This is a genomic window from Anaeromicropila herbilytica, assembly GCF_016591975.1.
GTDB lineage: Bacteria > Bacillota > Clostridia > Lachnospirales > Lachnospiraceae > Anaeromicropila > Anaeromicropila herbilytica.
Genome location: NZ_AP024169.1, coordinates 3,597,001 through 3,618,411 on the forward strand (window position 1 = coordinate 3,597,001; position 21,411 = coordinate 3,618,411).

A 21,411-nucleotide genomic window follows, 5' to 3' on the forward strand; every position below is an offset into this window, starting at 1 on the left:
ATTAGCGTATATATTAGCTTTATGTTTTTTTAGTATCGGATTTTACTTTTTAAAAATAGATTTTACCGATTTCTTAACATTTTTCACTGCGATTCTTCCTTGGCGCTTAATTGCATACTTAATTACAGTTGGTTTTACATCTTTGAATTCATAACCTGGACTATCATATTTTTTCACTAGTGATATTGCATCAAATTTACATTTTGTTGTACACACACCGCATCCAACACACTGATATTCGTCTACTACAACAGCACCACAGCCTAAACAACGTTCTGTTTCTTTCTTGATTTGTTCTTCTGTTAGCGTTACACGAAGGTCTTTAAATGTTTCTTTTGTTTTATTTCCTTCAATATGTATTGGTCTCTGTCTTGGTATCTGATCATATCCAGCTAATTCCAAGTTTTGTTTATCTAATGCATGGTATTCTCTTTCACGACTAATTGTTAGATTATCACCATGAACATAACGATGAATGGATATTGCACCTTGTTTGCCTAATGCAATTGCATCAATAGCAAATTTAGGTCCTGTAACAGCATCTCCACCAGCAAACACATCCTTGTCTCCTGTTTGGAATGTAATGTGATCAGCTTTTAGTGTTTTGTTTGGGTTTAATTCCATCTTAGACTCATCTAATAATTTACCCCAATCCATTCCTTGACCTACTGAAATTAGAACGTTCTCAGCTTCTACAACCATTGTTTCGTTTTCATCGAATTTTGGATTGAATTTTTTATTTTCATCAAATACAGATAAACATTTCTTAAATTCAACACCAACTACTTTACCTTGTTCTGTTAAGATACGTTTTGGTCCCCAAGAATTATTTATCGTAATATCTTCTGCTAAAGCTTCTTCAATTTCTTCTTCTAGTGCAGGCATAATATCTCTGCTTTCTAAGCAGAACATACTAACCTCTGAATCTCCAACTCTTTCAGCAGTTCTTGCAACATCGATAGCAACATTTCCACCACCAATAACAATAGTCTTGCCCTTAAGCGTAAGATCTTCACCTAGATTTACTCTACGTAAGAATTCTACACCTGTAATGACACCTTTAGAATCTTCACCCTCAAGATTAAGATTTCTTCCTGCTTGAGCACCAATTGCTATATAGAATGCTTTGTATCCTAATTTTCTAAGACCGCTAATTGTAACGTCCTTACCAACTTCGATACCAGTCTTGAATTCAACTCCTAATTCTCTTAGAACTTCAATCTCTGCATTAACTACTTCTTTACCTAGTCTAAATGATGGAATTCCAAGTGTTAACATACCACCAAGTTTTACTTGTTTTTCAAATACAGTAACTTTGTAACCTTCAACTGCTAAGAAGTAAGCACATGATAAGCCTGCAGGGCCTGCACCAACAATTGCAATTTTTTCTTCTCTTTTTGCTACTCTCTCAGGTACATAACGATGTTCTGAATTAAGATCTTGTTCTGCGATAAATTTCTTAATTTCATCTACTGCAAGTGGTTCATCAACACCAGCTCTTGTACATGCAGATTCGCATTTTCTTGGACAGATACGTCCACATACTGCAGGAAATGGATTTTCTTTCTTAATCAATTCTAATGCTTCACGGTATCTTCCTTTAGAAGCCATTTTAATATATCCTTGAATTGCTATGTGAGCTGGACATTCTGTTTTGCATGGACTTGTTCCGCTTTCCATAACAACTTTACGATTTCGATATTCATAATTCCATTTGCTTTTTCCCCATTGTGTATCGTAAGGAATTTCTTTTTCTACTTGAGGAGCTACTGGTGTTTTCGTACATAGATTCTCGCCTAATCTAGGAGCATTTACTTGACAGTTCTCTACACACTCACCGCAAGCAACACATTTATCTCTATCTACCTGAGCTACATAATTGGATCTTGACCAGTCTGGATTTCTATATAAATTAGCGTTTCTTAAACCGAAGCAAGAACATCCACAACAATTACATATTGCAAGCGCTTTACCAGGGCCAGATAGATTAGGGATTGAATGAACCAATCCTTCTTTTTCTGCCTTTACACAGATAGCAATTGCTTCTTCTTTTGTTATACTTTTACCTCTTCCTGTACGGATATAGAATTCAGCAGCTGGTCCAAGTTGAATACACATATCTTCAACAGTATGACCACATCCTTCTCCAATTGTTCTCATTGAAGTTCTGCATGCACAATCTGCAACTGAGAATACTTCATGCTTATTAATAAGCTCTGCAATCTCGTCATAAGATGCTCTTCTGGTATCTCCTTCAATTGCGCTTTCGATTGGGATAACTCTCATTACACCAGTTCCAACTGGCATATTTCCAGCCATTAATCCACCTAATCTTCTTGTATATTCTTCAAAACATTCAGCTATTACTGGATACTTCGTTACGTTCTCCTTATTTGCTACCATATATTCCATGACACCTGGAACAAATAGCTCAAGGAAGAATTGATCCTCTCCATTAATTGGTTCATATTTTACCGTACCATCAATTGCCATCTTGTATAGTACTTTCTCTACTTCTTCTACTGGTTTACCACAAAGAGCAGCAACATCTTTTATTTTTTTTGGTTTACGAATCTCTAATTTTAATGCAATTTCAGCCATTTCATCCGTAGTAACGGGTTCCAGAATTCGATATTCAGGATCCGCAAACTTTACTTTCATTAAGCCTCCAGTAATTCCTGCGGCTATCTTATTCGCTAATTCAAGTACCTTTTGTTTTCCCATTTTTTATCCTAAGTAACACAGCAAATTTAATGTGTTACTGCCACAATAAAAGAGACGTATATCTCAAGTGGCATTTCCTTTCATTTTTAATTTCTTTCAATCCTACTAATATCTGTTGTTCAAACAACAACTAAATAAGAGAGTGTTATTTTTCAAACTATTTATTCCACTTCTTTACTTCGGTACGAATCCAATCATACCATTCATCCATTCCCTCACCTGTTTTTGCTGAGATAGGAATCACTTTAATATTTGGATTTATTTTTCTTACTCTATCTTTCACCGCTTCAAGATCAAAATCAAAATAGTCCATGGTATCTATCTTGTTAATTAATAAGACATCAATGATTGAAAACATAAGAGGATATTTTAATGGTTTATCATCCCCCTCAGGTACACTTAGAATTGCAGCATTCTTTGATGAACCTGTATCAAATTCTGCAGGACATACTAAGTTTCCTACATTCTCTAATATAGCAAAATCAACTTCTTTTGTACCTAACCCAATTAACCCTTGCTTCGTCATATCTGCATCTAGATGACACATTCCACCTGTATGTAATTGAATTACCTTAGCTCCAGTTTGTGATACTGCTTGAGCATCTACATCAGAATCAATATCTGCTTCCATAACCCCAATGCTCATTTCATCTTTTAACGCATTAATTGTTCGTAAGACAGTGGTCGTTTTTCCTGATCCTGGTGAAGACATTAGATTAAGTAGAAAAGTCTTTTCACTTTTTAATTCTTCTCGAAGTAATTCTGCTTGACGATCATTATCTTCGAAAACACTCTGTTTAATTTCTAGTACTTTAAATGTATCCATGCTTGCTTTCCCCATTTCTATCATTTTGTTTCAGAAAGATTGAATATCATATAAATGACACTCAATCTTTCTCTATGTAAAAGTTTATATCACATGATATCTTTCTAATACCTCTTCAATTACTGTACCTGATATCTTCTTTAATACCTTCTTCTTAACGATATTTAGAACAAATGGTAGCTTCGTATCGATTGGTTTCTTACCATCCATCATCTTTACGGTTGAATCAAGTAAAACTCGAATATCATAGCAGGATCCAAATACTTCTGGAACTCCTCGGTCAACATCTAATAACGTGTATACCGCTTCCATTGCTGTTCTTACGGAATATTCTGTTGTAAATACCGTATCACGATCTGTATGTGCAAACTGTCCAAGGAAGGCAAAGTTCTCACAGCCATCAGGTACAACCTTAGGACGATCAGATTTTTCTCTTGGCATAAAGAATGCAGTTATGTATGGCATCATACATGGAATAGAAATAGCACCACTAGTCGCTAATTCATGAATCTCAGATTCTGGAACACCCATATGATATAGCCATTCTTCTGTAATCTCAACACCTGTACATTCTTTCATTGGTTTCTTAATATAATCACCTGGAACTTCTGTAAATAAACCATATACCCATACAACAAGTTGATCACCTGGCTGTGCTTTAAAGTGAGGTTGTCTATTAAGTGTATAGCTCATTAACCAACTGGAGTCTTTTACTGTAATAATACCTCCAGTTACTACTTTACCGCTAAATGGATCACGTTTGCAGATTTTCTCAATATATTTTGGAATTCTGCTATCAAGTGTAGTAATTGTAGCGGATTCCCAATTGGTCTCGTCTGTATTGGTACAGAATTTATCAGGATTACCAAAAGCTTTATCTTGTTTTGCAATGTTTCTCCATAATTGCCAACATCCCGAAATAGAACCATTAAACTCTGGAGCATGGTTTTGATCACCTAATGTAGAATTCTCTGTACAGCTACCGTTTGTAACAAATACTAAATCATTTTTCGTGAGATCGATATGCTCTTCTTTACCGTTACATTTGTATACAATTCTCTTTGCTAATTTTTTACCACCTTTGATATCAAAAAGTACATTAGTAACCTGGGTATCATATTGGAACCTAACTCCATGTGCTTCAAGATATTTTACCATTGGTAGAATTAAAGATTCGTATTGATTATATTTGGTGAATTTTAAAGCAGATAAATCTGGTAAGCCACCAATATGATGAATGAATCGTTGAAGGTATAGCTTCATCTCTAAAGCACTATGCCACTCTCTGAAAGCGAACATCGTTCTCCAGTATAACCAGAAATTTGAATTAATTAACTCATCACTAAATACATCTGAGATTTTCTTATCATATAGATCTTCATCTTTGGTCATAAATAATTTAACAAGTTCTTTGGAGGCTTTATCACTAAGCCCAAATTTGCCATCCGTATGAGCATCTTCACCTTGATTGATGGTTGCTCTTATTAAGGAATAGTTTGGATCTTCTTTGTTAAGCCAATAATATTCATCTAGAATAGATACACCTTCTGTTTCTATGGATGGAATGGAGCGGAATAGATCCCATAAACATTCGAAATGATTCTCCATTTCACGTCCACCACGAATAATAAATCCTTTTTGACTATCTTTGATACCATCACAAGCTCCTCCTGGAAGACTAAGTTCTTCTAGGATATGTATATTCTCACCTTTCATCTGTCCATCACGTACCAGAAAACATGCTGCTGCTAAGGATGCTAAGCCTGCACCAACTAGATAAGCTGATTTTTTATCTACATCAACTGGTTTTAAAGGACGAGCGAATGCTTCATAATTTCCATTACTATAATACATATAAATACCTCCTTATTTTTACTTTATATGAAAATTATAGTAACTTTATCCAAATATCACAATATACAAACTAGGCATTTTGTCATAATTTAGTGAAGTGATTTCACTTGCTTGCAAAGATGAAATCACAAACGTTGAGAGTGAAAGCGTTTTTCTTTCACACTTTGCTCATTTTTTATAAATATTGGTTATATAAAACTATTTATAAGTCTAGTTTTTAACAAGTAATTAACCACAAAAGTGGCTACGTACTAATAATTAGTTCGCAGCCACTGAAACTATCAATATGTATTTTATTTATTACCACAATGTTTACAAACAGTTAGTTTTTCTTTGTTCTCCGTAACTTTAGTCCATAATAATTTTACTCTCGTTCTTTTACAACAAGGACAGGTCCCACGCCAATTTTCCTTAGATTTAATACTAGCACCTCTATTTGGTTTCGCCATTACATCTCCTCCTTTACTATTCCTGATAAAACTAAATATGTTCGTGAATTACTCTAAGATATGCAAGTTATCTTGTTTTTACTAACATTGTAAATATCTCATAATTATTGCAAGTAATTTTTACCATATTCTAGATATATTTTACCATATTTGTAAGATTTGTAAAGAAAAGGTTGTAAAATTTTGAAAAAAGTTCTTCATTCCATATTAAAATCAATTATATGATTATTTTTATTTAACTTTTCTTAAATTTAGTAAAGTTATTACTTCATGTTAATACTAAATATATTTCCACCGTAGTAATTACCAATTAACTCATACTCATCAAAGCATATATAAGCTTTCTCACCTTTGAGATAATATTTAAAATCTGAAACCTTATATTTCTTAACTACATTCAATGCATTATTTATATCTTCCTTGCTAGTACCCTTAAGACCATTTAAATATTTCTTAGCTGAATTCATAACCTTATTCTTAATCTCTGTAGAAGATCCTTTTACGACATTGGTAAGGGCAAGCTTTTTCCCTGTTTTCACATTATAAGTTAGCCCATAACTGCTTTTATTGCTAACTCCACCTGCATACCAACTCATTGTCATTTTAAAGCTTATTGTGGCCTTACCATTGTAAGTTACCTCACATTTGGTGGTACAATAATATTTTGAACCTTGAAGATCACCTGCATTACTAGCTATTTTGGCATATTCAAATAGATTATCTTTATATTGCTTAAAGGTTTTTGTACAATCATTCTTAATCGATTGATTTATTTTGGTGATTGCTTGATTGTTCCCTTTTAACGCTGGTTGTTCATAAGATATTACTGCAATTATATCTCCTTTATCATTTTTTAGTGTTTCTTTCACTGTTTTAATGGAATATGATGCAGCTTTATTATCTGCTGATACCATGGTTGTTGGTATTGTAATTATTAGCATTAAGGCTATGAGCATTACTGTTTTATTAATATATTTCATTTTAATTCCTCCTTTTCCTCCATTATATCTTCCAGATAGTACTAAATCAATGATATGATGTACTCATACTATATTAATATTGAAAATTTGGTTAGGGTGTCAAATTTCTTTATATGATTTTATATGAGAAAAAGGAGGTTATCCTAAAAGGATCCTCCTTATTTCTGTCTCATCTAATCACTTTATTTTCTATTTTTATTCTTCTGAAAAATTCTCTTTGATATATTGAACGGCATTCGTACCAGCCATTCTACCAGAATTAACTGCAAAACCTAATGTATTTCCAGGAAGTACGAATACATAGTCTGGATTACAGATAGAATTGGCATCTGTTCCTGCTGCAAATAGACCTGGGATTACTTTATCATCGTTGTCTACAACTTCTGTGTTATAATTGATTTTAATTCCACCTAAACTTCCGTATGCACTAGGAGCAAATTTTAAAGCATAATATTTTGGTCCAACTAATGGTTTTAAATACTTTGGATTCTTATTAAATAATTTGTCAGTAGATTTACATGATTCATTGTATTGATTAAAGGTCTTAATAAGTCCCTCTTTATCAATTCCAGTTTGTTCTGCTAACTCTTCGATTGAATCTGCTATAAATAATACATCGTTACCGTTCTTAATCATATCATTCATTTCTTGTTTGAAATCATCCATACTAATATTAGAAGTAACAACATTCACTAAGTCTAGACCATTCTTTTCATATTCTTTCATGATACTTTCATCAAGGATTGAGAATACGGTTCTATTCTTCTGTCTAGTAATCGAATTTACTGAGAATACAGGATTCTCTACTACTGCTTCATCAAAGAATCTTTCTCCATCAAGATTTACGAAAAGATTAGGTTGTCTAAATGGAAGTTCAATTGGCGCATATCCACCTGTATTTGGTGCGAAAAATACTAATTCCATATCCATTCGATCTCTGGCTGCACCAGCTTCCCATGCCATACTGATTCCATCCCCAGTAAGTCCTGGAATTCGATAGGAGAATAGATCTTTACCCCATTCATATTCAGTATATTTCTTGATAAATTCAGGACTATCACCGAATCCACCTGTTGCAATGATAACTGCAGAACCATATGCTTCGATGTCGCCATCTTTATCTTTTGCAACTACTCCAATGACTTCACCCTCATCTTTAATAAGTCTTTGAATTGGGCTCTCTAGGCATATCTTAACACCTAATTCTTCTGCTCTGTCTGTCATTGTCTTAATCATTGTTGCAGCTGCTCTAAGTCCTGGAGCTCCTGTCTTTGGCTGAACAATGTGCCAAGTTGCTTCTGAACCTAGGAAATACTTTGAAGGTAGAGCAAATTTTACTCCCATATCTTCCAACCATTCAATCGTGCTAGCTGATTGATCAATATAGGTTTTGACTAATCTAGCATCTGAACGCCAGTGTGTGTAATCCATGAATTTTTGAAATGCCGCTTCTCTTGTACAGTCTATCAGTCTTTCTTTTTGAAGTTTTGTCTCTACTCCAAGTAGACCCATTGCCATATTAGCGCAACCACCTGTTGTATTAGCTTTTTCAAATACAATAACTTCCGCACCTTGTTCTGCTGCTGAAATTGCTGCAGCAAGTCCTGATGCTCCTCCACCTACGATAATAACATCTGCTTCCATTTCTCTCATGATAATTCCTCCATTATGTATGTTAATTTTTATTACTCGCTTTTTCTTCTTCGTCTTCCAAGACCAAGACCTTTTTTCTCATCTAGACCACCTGCTGCAAAACTTCCTACTTCAACTGGTTCTGTTGGCAATTGTGGCTTAATTGATCCATATCTCTTTACTGCTTTCTTACTACAGATTGCTTCACATCTTCCGCATTTTTCACATGCTTTTACATCAATGACATGAATTAGTTTTTCTCCACCTTTGATTGCTTTTTCTGGACAGTCCATACATGCCCCACATCCATCACAAGCATTAGGATCTATATATAAATTTGCATATGCAAGACAGCTTAGTGTTGCACATACTTTTCTATCAATATGTTTATCAAATTCATCTCTGAATTTATGTAAAGAGGTATATAGTGGATTAGAAGCACTCTTACCAAAATCACATAAAGTACCTGTCTTCATTGTCTCACTTAACTCAATGGATAGCTCAATATCGCCGTCTCTTCCTTTTCCCTCTGTTGCATCTTTCATAATCTTATAAAGTTGATAGATACCTTCTCTACAGTATACGCATTTACCGCAGGTTTCTTTGCTATTATAAAGCATCTTATCAACTGCCCATTGTACAATACAAGTATCCGAAGGGAATACCTCAATCTTAGCAGTTTCTATCATTGTGCCATATCCCATTAAGTTCTCATATTCGAATGTGGTATCAAGTTCTTCTTCGGTAAATACAGCACCAGTATTGCCACCAACTTGAACAAATTTTATTTCTTTATCAGATTTGATACCCTTACCATACTCATCAATGATCTGTCTTAATGTAATTCCATATGGTATCTCGTAGATTCCTGGATTCTTTACATCTCCGCTTATGGTAATTACTTTATGTGGGATATCATCTTTGTTTAAAGAACGACTAAGAGCAAGCATTGTCTCAGCATGATGAACAAGAGTCAGTTCCTGAAACACTTCTTTTTCAAAGTGTTTCTTATTCGTTACAACAATGATCTCATATCCTAGCTCCCCTAATTGCTGTTTTATTTGTTCTTTTAATTGTCCTACATATTCTTTATAGCAATCGCTAATATAGATCTTAATTGTATTTATATGTAACTCTTTCTTACAGATAATAATTCCATTACATATCTCTTTTTGATAACGCTCCAAGAGATATCTGACATTCTCACTTTGCTTTTCATCCTCAATGAATAGACATGCTAGTTCGTTCCATTCCTTGTTATTCCAACGATTCCTTATACTATGACCTTTCAATCCATGCCCACATAAAGTACTATTTTCTAATAACATTCCTTCACCACCTTCTTATTTCACTTTATATTCCGTCCAGAACTTCATCTTCGTTAACTTCGGACGTAGATCACATTGAAGGCATCTTGAAGCCTCACATTTTGCTGATTCTTGGTCTAATCCCACGGTCATTAGGTCAAAATTGTGGATTCTTTCTTCCACTGGGACACAAGAATAATGACTACATTCCTTATGTGAGAATCCCTCTTCTAATCCAATGTTCGGATCTAATGGTTGTTCTACAGATAATTCTTCTTCAATTGCTCCATCTCCACCAAGATAGATATCTATATTAGAAGCTGCTTTTCTTGCGCCAGCTATCCCTTGTATCACTGAGGCTGTTCCAGTCACTGCATCTCCAACGGCAAATACCCCTTCAATATTGGTATGATAAGAGTCATTAATGCTTACAAGGCCTCGTTGACTTAATTCTAGTTCTCCAAAAGAGTCAAGATCTGCTTTCTGACCTGTTGCAAATATAATCATTTCAGCTGGAATGGTATGCTCGGAATCTTCTTTTATGTTGAGTACTAATTTTTTATTCTCATCAAAATGGAAGTCTTCAACTTCCCTGCATACAATACCTGTGACCTTGCCATCGTTCTCATCAACCTTCACAAAGGTTCTATTGTTATAGATCTGAATTCCTTCTTCTCTTGCTTCTTCAATCTCCTCAGGACTTGCAGTCATCTTACCTTCGCCTTCTAGGCATACAACGATAACCTCACTTCCTAATCTCTTCGCTGTTCTTGCACAGTCAAATGCAACATTTCCTCCACCTAAGACCGCTACTGTCTTTTTCATCTCAATATCAAGATGAGTTACATCTTTTCTTAAGAAATCAATATTCACATGAACATCTTTTAGGTTAGCACCAGGAATAGGAATTCTAACACCTTTATCCGTTCCTACCGCAACTAATACCGCATCATATCCTTGATCTTTTAATTTTGCTATCGAATCAACCTTATGATTAGTAAGAATATTAACTCCAACTTCACGAATCAGATCTATTTCTGACTCTACAATTTCTCTTGGAAGTCGATAATCTGGAATACCAGCTGATAGCATTCCTCCTGCCACTGGAAGTTTTTCATATACATCAACTGCATGTCCTAATTTTGCAAGATAATATGCTGCTGTTAATCCTGCAGGGCCAGAACCAATGACAGCAACTTTTTTATTCGTACTTTCTTTCTTAAATGCTCTTTCCTTCCACTTGTAGGAATCAACCTCCGAAGCAAATCGTTTTAGATCACGAATGGATACAGCTCCATTGAGGCCACTTCTTTTACAAGCAGATTCACAAAAACGCATACAAACAAGTCCTAAGGATTTTGGGAATGGTGCTTTTTCACGAATTACTGCGGCTGCCTCATCATAGTTGCCTTCTTTAATAAAGCGAACATATTTTGGCACATTTATCCCTGCTGGGCATTCATTTTTACATGGAACTAGAACATCATTACGATTGCCTTCCTTAAACACACCCGCTTTATCTTGAAGTGCTCCTGTTGGACAGACTTCAACGCAAGCACCACAGAAACGACAGTTTGCATTCTCCAATGTAAGGTTATCTTTCACTCCTACATAAGTTCTTTCTTCTTCATTCTTGGCAAATTCTAAGATTCCTACGCCTCTTATATCTCTACATGCACGAACACATCTTCCACAAGCTACACAACGATTTAAGTCACGTACAATTAATGGATTTCCCGTATCAACCGTTACCGCATTTAAGGTTCTTCTTAGTCTTGATGTACTTACACCAAGGTATTGAATCAAGGATTGTAATTCACATTTTAGATATTTCGGACAAGTGGTACAATCATCCACATGATTTGCAAGCATTAACTCCATAGATAATCTTCGCATTTCATCTAACTTTTCTGATTTTGTCTTTACTATCATTCCTGGTTGTACTTTCGTAGTACAAGCAGTCTGAGCTTCCTCCTTACCCTGTATATCAACCACACATAATCTACATCCACCAACATCATGAAGATCTTTATGATGACAAAGGTGTGGAATATAGATATCCGCTTCTTCAGCTACTTGCATCACAGTCTTTGTTTCATCTGCGCAGAGTTCCATACCATCTATGGTTATTTTTATATTACTCATGTATTCCTCCATTGTTCTTGACTATTTGATAAAAATTATCTTATACTGTTTATAATTGTCTAGTACCTTTACAGTTACAGGGCATGCATCTTACGATGCAATACACATAAAATTGATGTATTGTATCAATTATCAATTTCGTGATTCTATTAATCACTATCTATACTATAAACTTTGCCATAATGGTAAAGTCAATAAGGAAGTGTTAAAAATTTGACAAATTTATATACAATCGGTGAAGTCTCCCGTTTCATGAATATATCAACTAAAATATTACGTCATTATGATCATCTAGATCTCCTAAAACCTTGCTGTATCTCACCTGATACCAAATACCGTTATTATAGTTATGATCAATTATTTATTATTGACGTGATTCGTTATCTAAATAAAACACTATCCATTCCATTGGAAGATATCAAAAATTTACTAGACGAATATAAAAGTTATGATAAATTATTAACATTTTTAGAATCTCATAAGGAACAACTGGATAAGAAAATCGAAGCTCTCATTTATTCCAAACAATTGACGGATAGCTTAATTTCTGATATCAAGCTTCAGAAAAAACATCCGAAAAAAGTAGAAATCTATGAGCAATACCTTATGAGTCGTTATCTTTACTACAATGAGCTAAATGTCTCGATCTATGATATTGATAAGTATGTTAACCGAAATATTAAGGACATCATGAGCCTTAAGAATAGTGAAAATAATACAATGTGTTTATTATTTTCACTGTCAGAATATGAAAAGACAGGGGAATTGATTGTAAAGGGCTTTGGAATATTTTCTAATAAGAAAATTCCAGAATTACAGTGTAAAAATCTAAGAGAGGGATGCTATATTAATAAATGCTTCCTCTATTCAGAAGAAAATACAAAAGATTCCTTAACGAATCTGGTTCGATATGCCAATGTGAAAGATATGAAGTTAGATGATACTGCGTTTTTAGTATCTAAGATGGTAGATCTGTCTGCTTTTTCAAAATATGATTATTATATGGAACTACAGATTATGTATCATTTATAATAGTACTGTCTATGTAATGTTTGATTATTGTTTTAAAAATGTTAATGAAACAGAATTTTTTCTTATACCATCGTAACTTTTGATACTGCAAAAAGTGGCGGTTCATAGTTGAACCGCCACTTTCTCTTTATTATGTTCTATTTTCTTACAATACTATATTGTTCCCCGTTATGAATCTCAAAGCTTATAATACCATGTTCCAATTCCTTATAAGGTACTACCTCATCATTACATCTTACAATATATTTATTAATCTCTTTATACTTCACTCTCACTGTCTGGATTGCTTCTTTACCTTGAGCAGTGGAAGTATTGGTATGAATGACAGCCTTGGTAAGTTCTCCATTTTGCCATTCCATATCAACTTCATAATTTCCTCTTGCACGAACTCCATTCATATATCCATTAGACCATTCTTCTGGAAGTGCTGGAAGAAGATTAATTACTCCGCCATTACTTTGTAGTAGCATCTCTGTAATACCAGCAGTCGCTCCAAAGTTACCATCAATCTGGAAAGGTGGATGAGCATCGAACATATTTGGATATGTTGATTTTGAAAGTATTGTTTGCACATACTTATGCGCATTCTTGGCATCCTGTAATCTTGCCCACATATTAATAATCCATGCACAACTCCATCCAGTATGTCCGCCACCATGCGATAGTCTTCTCTCAAGCGTCTTTCTTGCAGCGTTAGCTAGTTCTGGCGTGTTATCTAATGTAATCTCTCCTGATGGATGTAATGCAAAAAGTTGTGAGATATGTCTATGCCCAATCTCAACTTCTTCATAATCATCTGGCCATTCCATAATTGTTCCATTACTACTAATCTTTAACTCTGGAAGACGATTCTTAATCTGTTCTAATTGAACAATGAAATCTTCATCCACTCCAAGAATCTGTGCTGATTCCATGGTTGCTCCAAATAACTTACGAATAATAGAATTATCCATCGTAGGTCCAGCGCAAACCGAAGTCTCATACCCGTCTTCAGTGCGATATACATTCTCTGGTGATAAACTTGGACAAGTAACAAGTCTTCCTTCTTTATCTTCTACTAAAAAGTCTACAAAGAATTCGCAAGCCTCTTTAAGAGTTGGATATGCTTTTACTAGGAATTCTTGATCCATTGTATATTCATAATGTTCCCAAATATGTAGGCATAACCAAGCAGCTCCCATAGGCCAGGAGGTAGCAGAAGGCCAATTTTCCTGTGGTGTTGCATCTCCCCAGATATTCGTATCATGATGAGCCATAAATCCTCTACATCCATACATCTCCTTAGCTACAATACGACCTTTCTCTTTCATCTTCTCTATTAATCGGAATAATGGTTCATGGCATTCTGAAAGGTTACATTGCTCAGCTATCCAATAGTTCATCTCTGTATTAATATTAATCGTAAAGCGACTTCCCCAAGGCCCAAACATTAAATTATTCCATATTCCTTGAAGATTTGCTGGAAGTTCATTCTCTTTTCTACTACTTGAGATTAAAAGATATCTTCCAAACTGATAATATAGGGCAATAAGTGCATTATCCATATCACCTTCTGATAACCTCATCAATCTTTCATTCGTAGGAAGGAATTCATAAAGTCTATCTTCTCCTAAAGATAGTTCCATTCTCTTAAATAGCTTACTATATTCCTCGATATGATCTTTCTTAATCGCATCAAAGCCTTTATTAACAGCACTTTGAAGGTATTCTATACATAGTTGTTCAGGACTCACGCTCTTATAATCAGTTGCAGCTGTAAAGAGAATTACTAGACTTGATGCATTTTCAATTCGTATCTTTCCATTTTCACAAGTAGCATGTCCTTCTTTACCCCAACCATTAAAGTTAGGAATAATTTGTAACATACCGCAATAATGCAAGGAAGTCTCATCACCACATTGACCTTTCATTACGATTGATATCGGAAGTTCTCCATTATGCACCTCGTAATTTTCTGGTCTATCTAAAGTTGCTTCAAGTTGAATGGATAATCCTTCGTTCGCTGTCATAGACATTGCATATACATTATCGATTGCACTAACAAGACTTTCGATTCGATAGTTAACTCCACCTACGGTATATCGAACTCTTGATATTGCAGTCTCAAGATCTAATTCTCTACGATAAGTATGAACCGTTTTCTGCTTCCCCTCACCGTATTGAAAATCTAACTTAATATTTCCTAAGATCTGATATGATCCTTGGTTCGTACCATCATATGCTTCTTTTGTAAGTATATCCGCTTCTTTTAGATTACCCTCTAAGATTGCTTCTTGAATTTTCTTTACTTGTTCCTTTGATTGTGATTTATCAAGACTATGATCGCCTGTACTCCATACGGTTTCTTCATTCATCTGAATCGTCTCATGGAAAGGATCTCCATACACCATAGCACCAAGTCTTCCATTACCAAGAGGTAATGCTTCAACCCATGCTGTTGCTGGCTCATTATACCAAAGCTTTTGCTTCTTGTTATTATTTAAATTCATCACATGTTTCCTTTCCTGATTATATAATTCGCAATTCTTATAATATAGTTCATTCATTTAACTATATTATAAATCAGGCATGAGATGTGAACAATCGATTTTTTTAACCTCTATTTGTATTATATTAACCAATTCATAATTCTTACGTTCATTCAATATAAATAGCTTCACTCGTCATAGTCATGCTATATTTATATAATATAAGTTGCCTGACAAATGACCTATTTCAAAATCCAGCCTGGCAATTTGCACAAAACAGAAAAAGCGATTGCGCCTTTGAATATGTATTAGAAGATCTTGTTTTCGGATCATTTCGTGTTATATGCTAGGACAGATCTGTCTGAGCGCAGCGAGTTATCTGTCCTAGCATATGTTTTCACAAAATGATCCGAGAACTAGATCCTCTTATACATATTCAATGAAGCATGAGTTTTTCTGTTTTGTGCAAATTGCCTAGACTACCTCCCATAGGTCATTTATCGCGCAACTTGGCATTTCTATCTAAAAAATATTTTAACTAATTTTAATTGTTTCTCGTGAAAGGAAGGATAACTCAATGAATTATTCAATCTGGCTGGTTTCTTAAGCACACCTTTTCTATGTGAGAAAGTGAGAAAGCTATCTCTACCATGATATGCACCAATTCCGGAATTACCAACTCCTCCGAATGGAAGGTATGGATTCGCTACATGTGATATCGTATCATTGATACATAAGTTACCACAGGATATTTCGCTTAGTACTTTTCTTTCATTCCTTTTATTCCTTGTGAAAAGATAAAGTGCGAGTGGCTTTGGTAATTCTTTTAGTATAGCTATTGTTTTGTCTAAACTATGGTAGGTCATAATAGGAAGTACTGGTCCAAATATTTCTTCTTGCATCGTAGCAGCATTCCAAGACGATATTTCTATTAAAGTTGGTTCAATATATCTATCATTTTCGTTGTAATTCCCGCCAAATACTATATTCTCCTGATCTTTCTCAATCATTGCCTTGATTCGATTAAAATGCCTTGCATTGATAATTCTTCCGAAGGAATCACTTTTCTCAATATCCTCACCAAAGAATTGTTGAAGGGCTATCTTCATTTCTTTTACCAATTGATTCTTAACAGATTCCTGTACTAGCACATAATCAGGTGCTACGCATGTTTGTCCTGCATTAATTGTTTTGCCCCATATAATACGTCTGGCAGCTTCTTTCATATCTGCACTCTCATCCACAATGACCGGACTCTTGCCACCTAGTTCAAGTGTTACAGGAACAAGATTGTCAGCAGCTGCTTTCATGACAATTTTCCCAACACCTACACTACCCGTAAAGAAGATATAATCAAATCTTGCATGTATTAGTGATTGGTTCGTCTCAACAGCGCCTTCTACGCACCTAATATATTGTTTTGGAAAAGTATCTTCTATCATCTCTTTTACCACTCTCGATACATTCGGTGCCAACTCAGATGTTTTTAATACTGCTGTATTTCCTGCTGCTATTGCACCAACTAATGGCTCTATAAGCAATTGAAAAGGATAGTTGTATGGTCCTATAATCAGAACGCATCCATATGGTTCATGCACAATGTAACTCTTTGCTGGCATTAAAAATATTGGAGTGCTTCTTTTTTCCGTACTAGTCCACTTCTTAAGATTTTTTAATGCCAAGGAAATACTATGATATACAAATCCGATTTCTGTCATATAGGATTCATTTTTATGTTTTCCAAGGTCTTTATAAAGTGCTTTTATGATTTGTTCTTCATATTTTTTTATTCCACTTTTTAGTTTCTTCAATTGATGTATCCGAAAATTAATATCCAAGGTTATTTGTTTATTAAAGAATTTTTTTTGTCTTTTGATAATAAGTTCAACATTTTGGGGATTTAACTCTTTTATACTCATAATATTTTTCTCCTTATATTTGTATTTTTTACTATATTAGGTACCTTTTGCTTCCTGTCACCTTTATTTTAGTATATTTTATATAATATGGATAGTGTGAAATATAAAACGTTTCACACCCCTGATTTATATGTCGCCAGCGGCGACTGATGGGAGCTAGCATAATAATTATTATCTCTGAGTATAGATTTCTTGTATCTCATCCAACTCGTGTTCCATTAAAGCTAATCGAAAAGAAGGAGATTCTAGCTTAGATTCTCCTTCTTTCTTAATGATCTATATTATGTATTTTCTAATAAAAATATCCAAACTAACTTATTTTTATTGACCTTTGTAAACCCTATTCTCTATGATATCCTAACTAGATATTATACAATTGTATATTAATTTTCTTTCACTTCTACATAGCAAAATACCTTGCTACCTCTACACGAAGCGTATATTTTAGCAATACCTGGACGTATTCCTTTTACGTTACCTAAGTTATCTACAATAGCAATTAATTTATCAGAGGATTTCCAAGTGATTTTATCGTTCTTACTAGCTCCTTTAACTTTTAATTGAATAATTTCATTTACATTTAGTGCTACTTCTTTTTTATCAAATCTTAACATTATCTTTGATTTCTTTTCTTTATTCGAAGGTGTTTTAACATCCTTACGATCTATGATATATGGAGATACTTCTGATCCAGATCCTGATGAAATATCATCAGATGTTACACTTAAATATAATGCAGGCCTTACTCCTATTCTTCCGTTTTTAGGTTGCCTAGTAGTACTTCCCTCTTTTCGTCCTCTCATGATATATACACCTGCATCAAATTTTTCTCTTATCCAATAATCACAGTATTCCGTATCCTTGACAACATACTCTGAGTTTTTCACTGCTTCTGGAGTAGGATAAGCATATCCTTGATTAAACAAACTTTTACTTAGATATTGATCCAATTCATTTTGTGATAACATAAATACTTTCGTTCTCAAATTATCTAATGTTATTTCGTTAATTAAATTTTTCTCATGGCTTGTAAAATAATGAAGAAATCCTTCTTCACCAACATATGCGTTATATTCAACATTCCTTTTATTTGGTACATATTCGCTTAGTTCTGCATAGTCAATTGAATAAGCATCGGAATTCAACCACGTTCTTAGCGTTGATTCACTAAACTCACTTGAGCCATATTTATTATTTGGACTTTGAGCACAAAATGCTTTTAAGCATAATATTTTGTCTGAAATTAATAAAATTCCATCGGAATTGTTGTCTATAACTCTCCAAGTAATAGGTGTATCAAGATATTTACCAAACTCTATATAATCTCCAATCTTTAGTGATATGTCTGACTCCGCTTGAACATTAACATTACTAAAACAACTCATTACCATTAGAAAAACTAATAACATAGTAAATACTTTTTTCATTATTTCGCTCTGCCTCCATCTTCCCCTAATATAGATTGATCCAAATTATTGATCCAATTCTATTATATGCATACCACTTTTTGATAATGAATGAGAAGAAATGAATGCCTGGAATCCTTCATATACAAATAGTTTTAGAGCTTGACTTTTCGAATCCTAGAATTGTTTTTTACAAAAAATGTGGGCTGTGCACCTAATTACTTAGTGTGACAGCCCTTATCTTATATCTTGTCTTAGCTCTCTATTGACATTATTGTTAATTAACAATAATAACAAGTAGTTATCTATATTATCATAACGCTGAATCATATAATATGTTCAGAAACACTATAATCACGAAATTAAGCCTTCCCATATATAAGCAGCAATTCCTCCAGATCTAATATTTCGATTCTATTATGTGCTATCTGTTTTATTAGTCCTGCATCTTCAAACTCATAAAACTTTCGGCTAATAGTCTCTGGCGTTGTACCTAGATAGGAAGCTAAATTTTTCTTAGTCATTGGTAATACAAACTCACTTGAATGCTTTGAATCTTCTAAACATTCTGCTAGATAAAGCGCAATACGAGTATCTACTTTTTCCGTTGCAAACCTTGTTGTTTGCTTTTCTGCTTCACCTAGCCTATTCGAGAATTCACTTAAGAGCTTTAATGAGATGGAAGGATATTTGATTAATAGTTCTTGTAAATCAGTTCGCTTCATTTTACATATTTCCACTTGTTCCATTGCTTCTGCATATGCTTCATGAATACATTCGTTAAAAAGAGCTAATTCGCCTGTAAAGTCACCAATTTGTAAGATTCGAATTAGTTGCTCTTTCCCAGATTCAGATAATCGATATATTTTCACTTTTCCTTTACTTACAATATATAAAGAGTCTGAATCATTGCCAGCCCGATATATAACTTCACCTTTTTTATAGGAGACAGTATGCATTACTTTCGCAATTTCACACATTTGCTTCTCTTCTAAATGATTAAAGATCGGAACGACTGAAATACACGAGTTATGTTGACACTCACAGTGATTTGTATGGCTATGACATTGGTCATCCTTCACTTTTTCATCCATTCTAGCTCTCATCTGTCACCTCCTGCGACGTATAACTTATAAGCTTTTATCCTTAATTAATTGATATAGCCCATGATCTTCTTTTGATAACCTTAATTTTAAAGCTTTCAAAATTTTAGTTGTATCATTTACAAAAGAGTCTAGGTCTTTAAGAATTTTACTTGCTACATTATAGTTACTTTTATACTCATTATATTCATTTGCTAAATCACCCATTTCATCCATATACTCTTTTGCTAATGTCTGTATTTGTTTATCATTGTTATTAAGTAGTGATGGATAAAGGAATTTATCTTCTTCTAATAAATGCATCTTTAAATGACCACTTAATCTACTGATATGCAATGCTACCTCTGATGCATTGATTAAGGAACTGTCTTTTTTTACTTCCTTCTCTATAATGCTAACTTCTTCTGTTATTACACCATGTTGTCTATCAAAATTATCTAATACTATCATATTTACCGTGCCTCCGTTATTTATACATTATTATAAACATTTGTTGCTTTAAGATATGTTGCTATAGCTACTTATTTTAAAATTTTAATAGCATTTGTTTATGTCATTATTCTAATCGATTTACCAGAACATAACCTTGATGATAATCAAGTTTTTATTAATTACTGAAATTGAGAAAAATATTATAACGTACTTCGGTAATGATAATAGAAATGTTAATCTTTAGAACAATACTTCCATAACATTCACAAAAAGAAGTGGCTGAATATGATTTCATCCACTTCTTTCTTATTTTATATGGTTATTTGATGATAGATATTAGAATGATTCAACCTTGGATTGTTCTTTTTTATTACTGAACTAACTCCTCTACTTTTACAAATAGTACAGCACTTTCATAATAGATATGCATAAAGATATCTTCCACAAGCTTCTTTAACTTCTCATAGGTTCCAACATATGTTGGACAAGCATCCTTCGGTGCAGTAAAATCTCTTGTAACTTGTTGCAATTCTTTTATGATATCGCCTGCTGCCTCATGTTCATTCTCTAATTCTTTTATATAGGAGAACGCCTTATCTGAATCCTTAACACCTTGCATAATTTGAATCATGACAGGGAATACAATCTTCTCTTCCTTAATGAAATGTTCTTCTAGTTCTTTTTTCAGATCCGCGAACAGACGGTGTACCTTAAGTAATTCATCACCATGATGGTCAAAATGTACGATAAGAATTTTATTGATTAACTTATCTAGTTCTGACAATAGCACTCTCTCATCATAATGATGTGTATCTTCTATCACTTGAATTAATTGGTCAATTGGTAGAGCATATCTGGATTCATCAATTTTACTACCGTTTTTGGCATCATATTCCGCAATCTTTTCATTTAGCATACTGACAAATGAATCTACATCAATACCATTTTCACGAAGTGCATCTTCTAATAAGTTTTTTCCTCCGCAACAATAATCAATACGTTCTTTGTTAAATATTTCAATTGATCCTGGAAATGTTTTTACTACATCTACCAATTTCATATTCTTTGTAATCATATTCAATTCCTCCTAGTTTATTAATAACTTGTTCTTTTGATAAATAAACTATACCTCTT

Annotated in this window: 15 protein-coding genes; 1 reads left to right on the forward strand and 14 read right to left on the reverse strand. The window is 33.9% G+C overall.

Annotation, left to right across the window (positions count from 1 at the left end):
- Positions 1-42: 42 nt before the first annotated feature.
- The 8 genes from bsdtb5_RS15565 to bsdtb5_RS15600 all read right to left on the reverse strand — a co-directional run bounded on the left by bsdtb5_RS15565 (position 43) and on the right by bsdtb5_RS15600 (position 11,917).
- A complete protein-coding gene (locus bsdtb5_RS15565) occupies positions 43-2,724 on the reverse strand; it encodes an FAD-dependent oxidoreductase (protein WP_271712889.1) in 2,682 nt (893 codons plus the stop codon).
- Positions 2,725-2,881: 157 nt separating this feature from the next.
- Entirely contained in the window at positions 2,882-3,550 is a 669-nt protein-coding gene (hypB, locus tag bsdtb5_RS15570; protein ID WP_271712890.1) for a hydrogenase nickel incorporation protein HypB, read from the reverse strand.
- A gap of 84 nt (positions 3,551-3,634) precedes the next feature.
- Complete coding sequence (locus bsdtb5_RS15575; RefSeq protein WP_271712891.1) at positions 3,635-5,404, reverse strand: oleate hydratase; 1,770 nt, start codon at positions 5,402-5,404, stop codon at positions 3,635-3,637.
- Positions 5,405-5,697: 293 nt separating this feature from the next.
- Positions 5,698-5,853, reverse strand: coding sequence for a hypothetical protein (locus tag bsdtb5_RS15580; protein WP_271712892.1), 156 nt, complete (start codon positions 5,851-5,853; stop codon positions 5,698-5,700).
- Between the two features lie 263 nt (positions 5,854-6,116).
- Positions 6,117-6,833 (reverse strand): PdaC/SigV domain-containing protein, encoded by a 717-nt coding sequence (locus bsdtb5_RS15585; RefSeq protein WP_271712893.1) that lies wholly within the window; start codon positions 6,831-6,833, stop codon positions 6,117-6,119.
- Positions 6,834-7,028: 195 nt separating this feature from the next.
- Positions 7,029-8,486: an FAD-dependent oxidoreductase gene (locus bsdtb5_RS15590; protein ID WP_271712894.1), complete on the reverse strand. Its 1,458-nt coding sequence runs from the start codon at positions 8,484-8,486 to the stop codon at positions 7,029-7,031.
- Between the two features lie 32 nt (positions 8,487-8,518).
- Complete coding sequence (locus bsdtb5_RS15595; protein WP_271712895.1) at positions 8,519-9,793, reverse strand: NADH-ubiquinone oxidoreductase-F iron-sulfur binding region domain-containing protein; 1,275 nt, start codon at positions 9,791-9,793, stop codon at positions 8,519-8,521.
- Positions 9,794-9,808: 15 nt separating this feature from the next.
- Complete coding sequence (locus tag bsdtb5_RS15600; protein WP_271712896.1) at positions 9,809-11,917, reverse strand: FAD-dependent oxidoreductase; 2,109 nt, start codon at positions 11,915-11,917, stop codon at positions 9,809-9,811.
- A gap of 213 nt (positions 11,918-12,130) precedes the next feature.
- On the opposite strand from bsdtb5_RS15600, the gene bsdtb5_RS15605 reads away from it, so the two are divergent.
- Positions 12,131-12,949 (forward strand): MerR family transcriptional regulator, encoded by an 819-nt coding sequence (locus bsdtb5_RS15605; RefSeq protein ID WP_271712897.1) that lies wholly within the window; start codon positions 12,131-12,133, stop codon positions 12,947-12,949.
- 137 nt (positions 12,950-13,086) lie between these two features.
- Here the strand turns inward: bsdtb5_RS15605 and bsdtb5_RS15610 are convergent, their stop codons facing one another.
- The 6 genes from bsdtb5_RS15610 to ric form a co-directional block, all read right to left on the reverse strand.
- Entirely contained in the window at positions 13,087-15,438 is a 2,352-nt protein-coding gene (locus tag bsdtb5_RS15610) for a glycoside hydrolase family 95 protein (RefSeq protein ID WP_271712898.1), read from the reverse strand.
- 497 nt (positions 15,439-15,935) lie between these two features.
- Entirely contained in the window at positions 15,936-17,336 is a 1,401-nt protein-coding gene (locus tag bsdtb5_RS15615) for an aldehyde dehydrogenase (RefSeq protein WP_271712899.1), read from the reverse strand.
- 383 nt (positions 17,337-17,719) lie between these two features.
- Positions 17,720-18,763 carry a DUF6273 domain-containing protein gene (locus bsdtb5_RS15620; protein WP_271712900.1) on the reverse strand — a complete coding sequence of 348 codons (1,044 nt, stop codon included), beginning with the start codon at positions 18,761-18,763 and terminating at the stop codon, positions 17,720-17,722.
- Positions 18,764-19,104: 341 nt separating this feature from the next.
- The gene (locus bsdtb5_RS15625; RefSeq protein ID WP_271712901.1) at positions 19,105-19,848 is read right to left on the reverse strand and encodes a Crp/Fnr family transcriptional regulator; all 744 of its coding nucleotides are present in this window, start codon (positions 19,846-19,848) and stop codon (positions 19,105-19,107) included.
- A 24-nt stretch (positions 19,849-19,872) separates the two neighbouring features.
- Complete coding sequence (locus tag bsdtb5_RS15630) at positions 19,873-20,295, reverse strand: hemerythrin domain-containing protein (protein WP_271712902.1); 423 nt, start codon at positions 20,293-20,295, stop codon at positions 19,873-19,875.
- A gap of 352 nt (positions 20,296-20,647) precedes the next feature.
- Positions 20,648-21,352 carry an iron-sulfur cluster repair di-iron protein gene (ric, locus tag bsdtb5_RS15635; protein ID WP_271712903.1) on the reverse strand — a complete coding sequence of 235 codons (705 nt, stop codon included), beginning with the start codon at positions 21,350-21,352 and terminating at the stop codon, positions 20,648-20,650.
- Between the last annotated feature and the right edge of the window lie 59 nt (positions 21,353-21,411).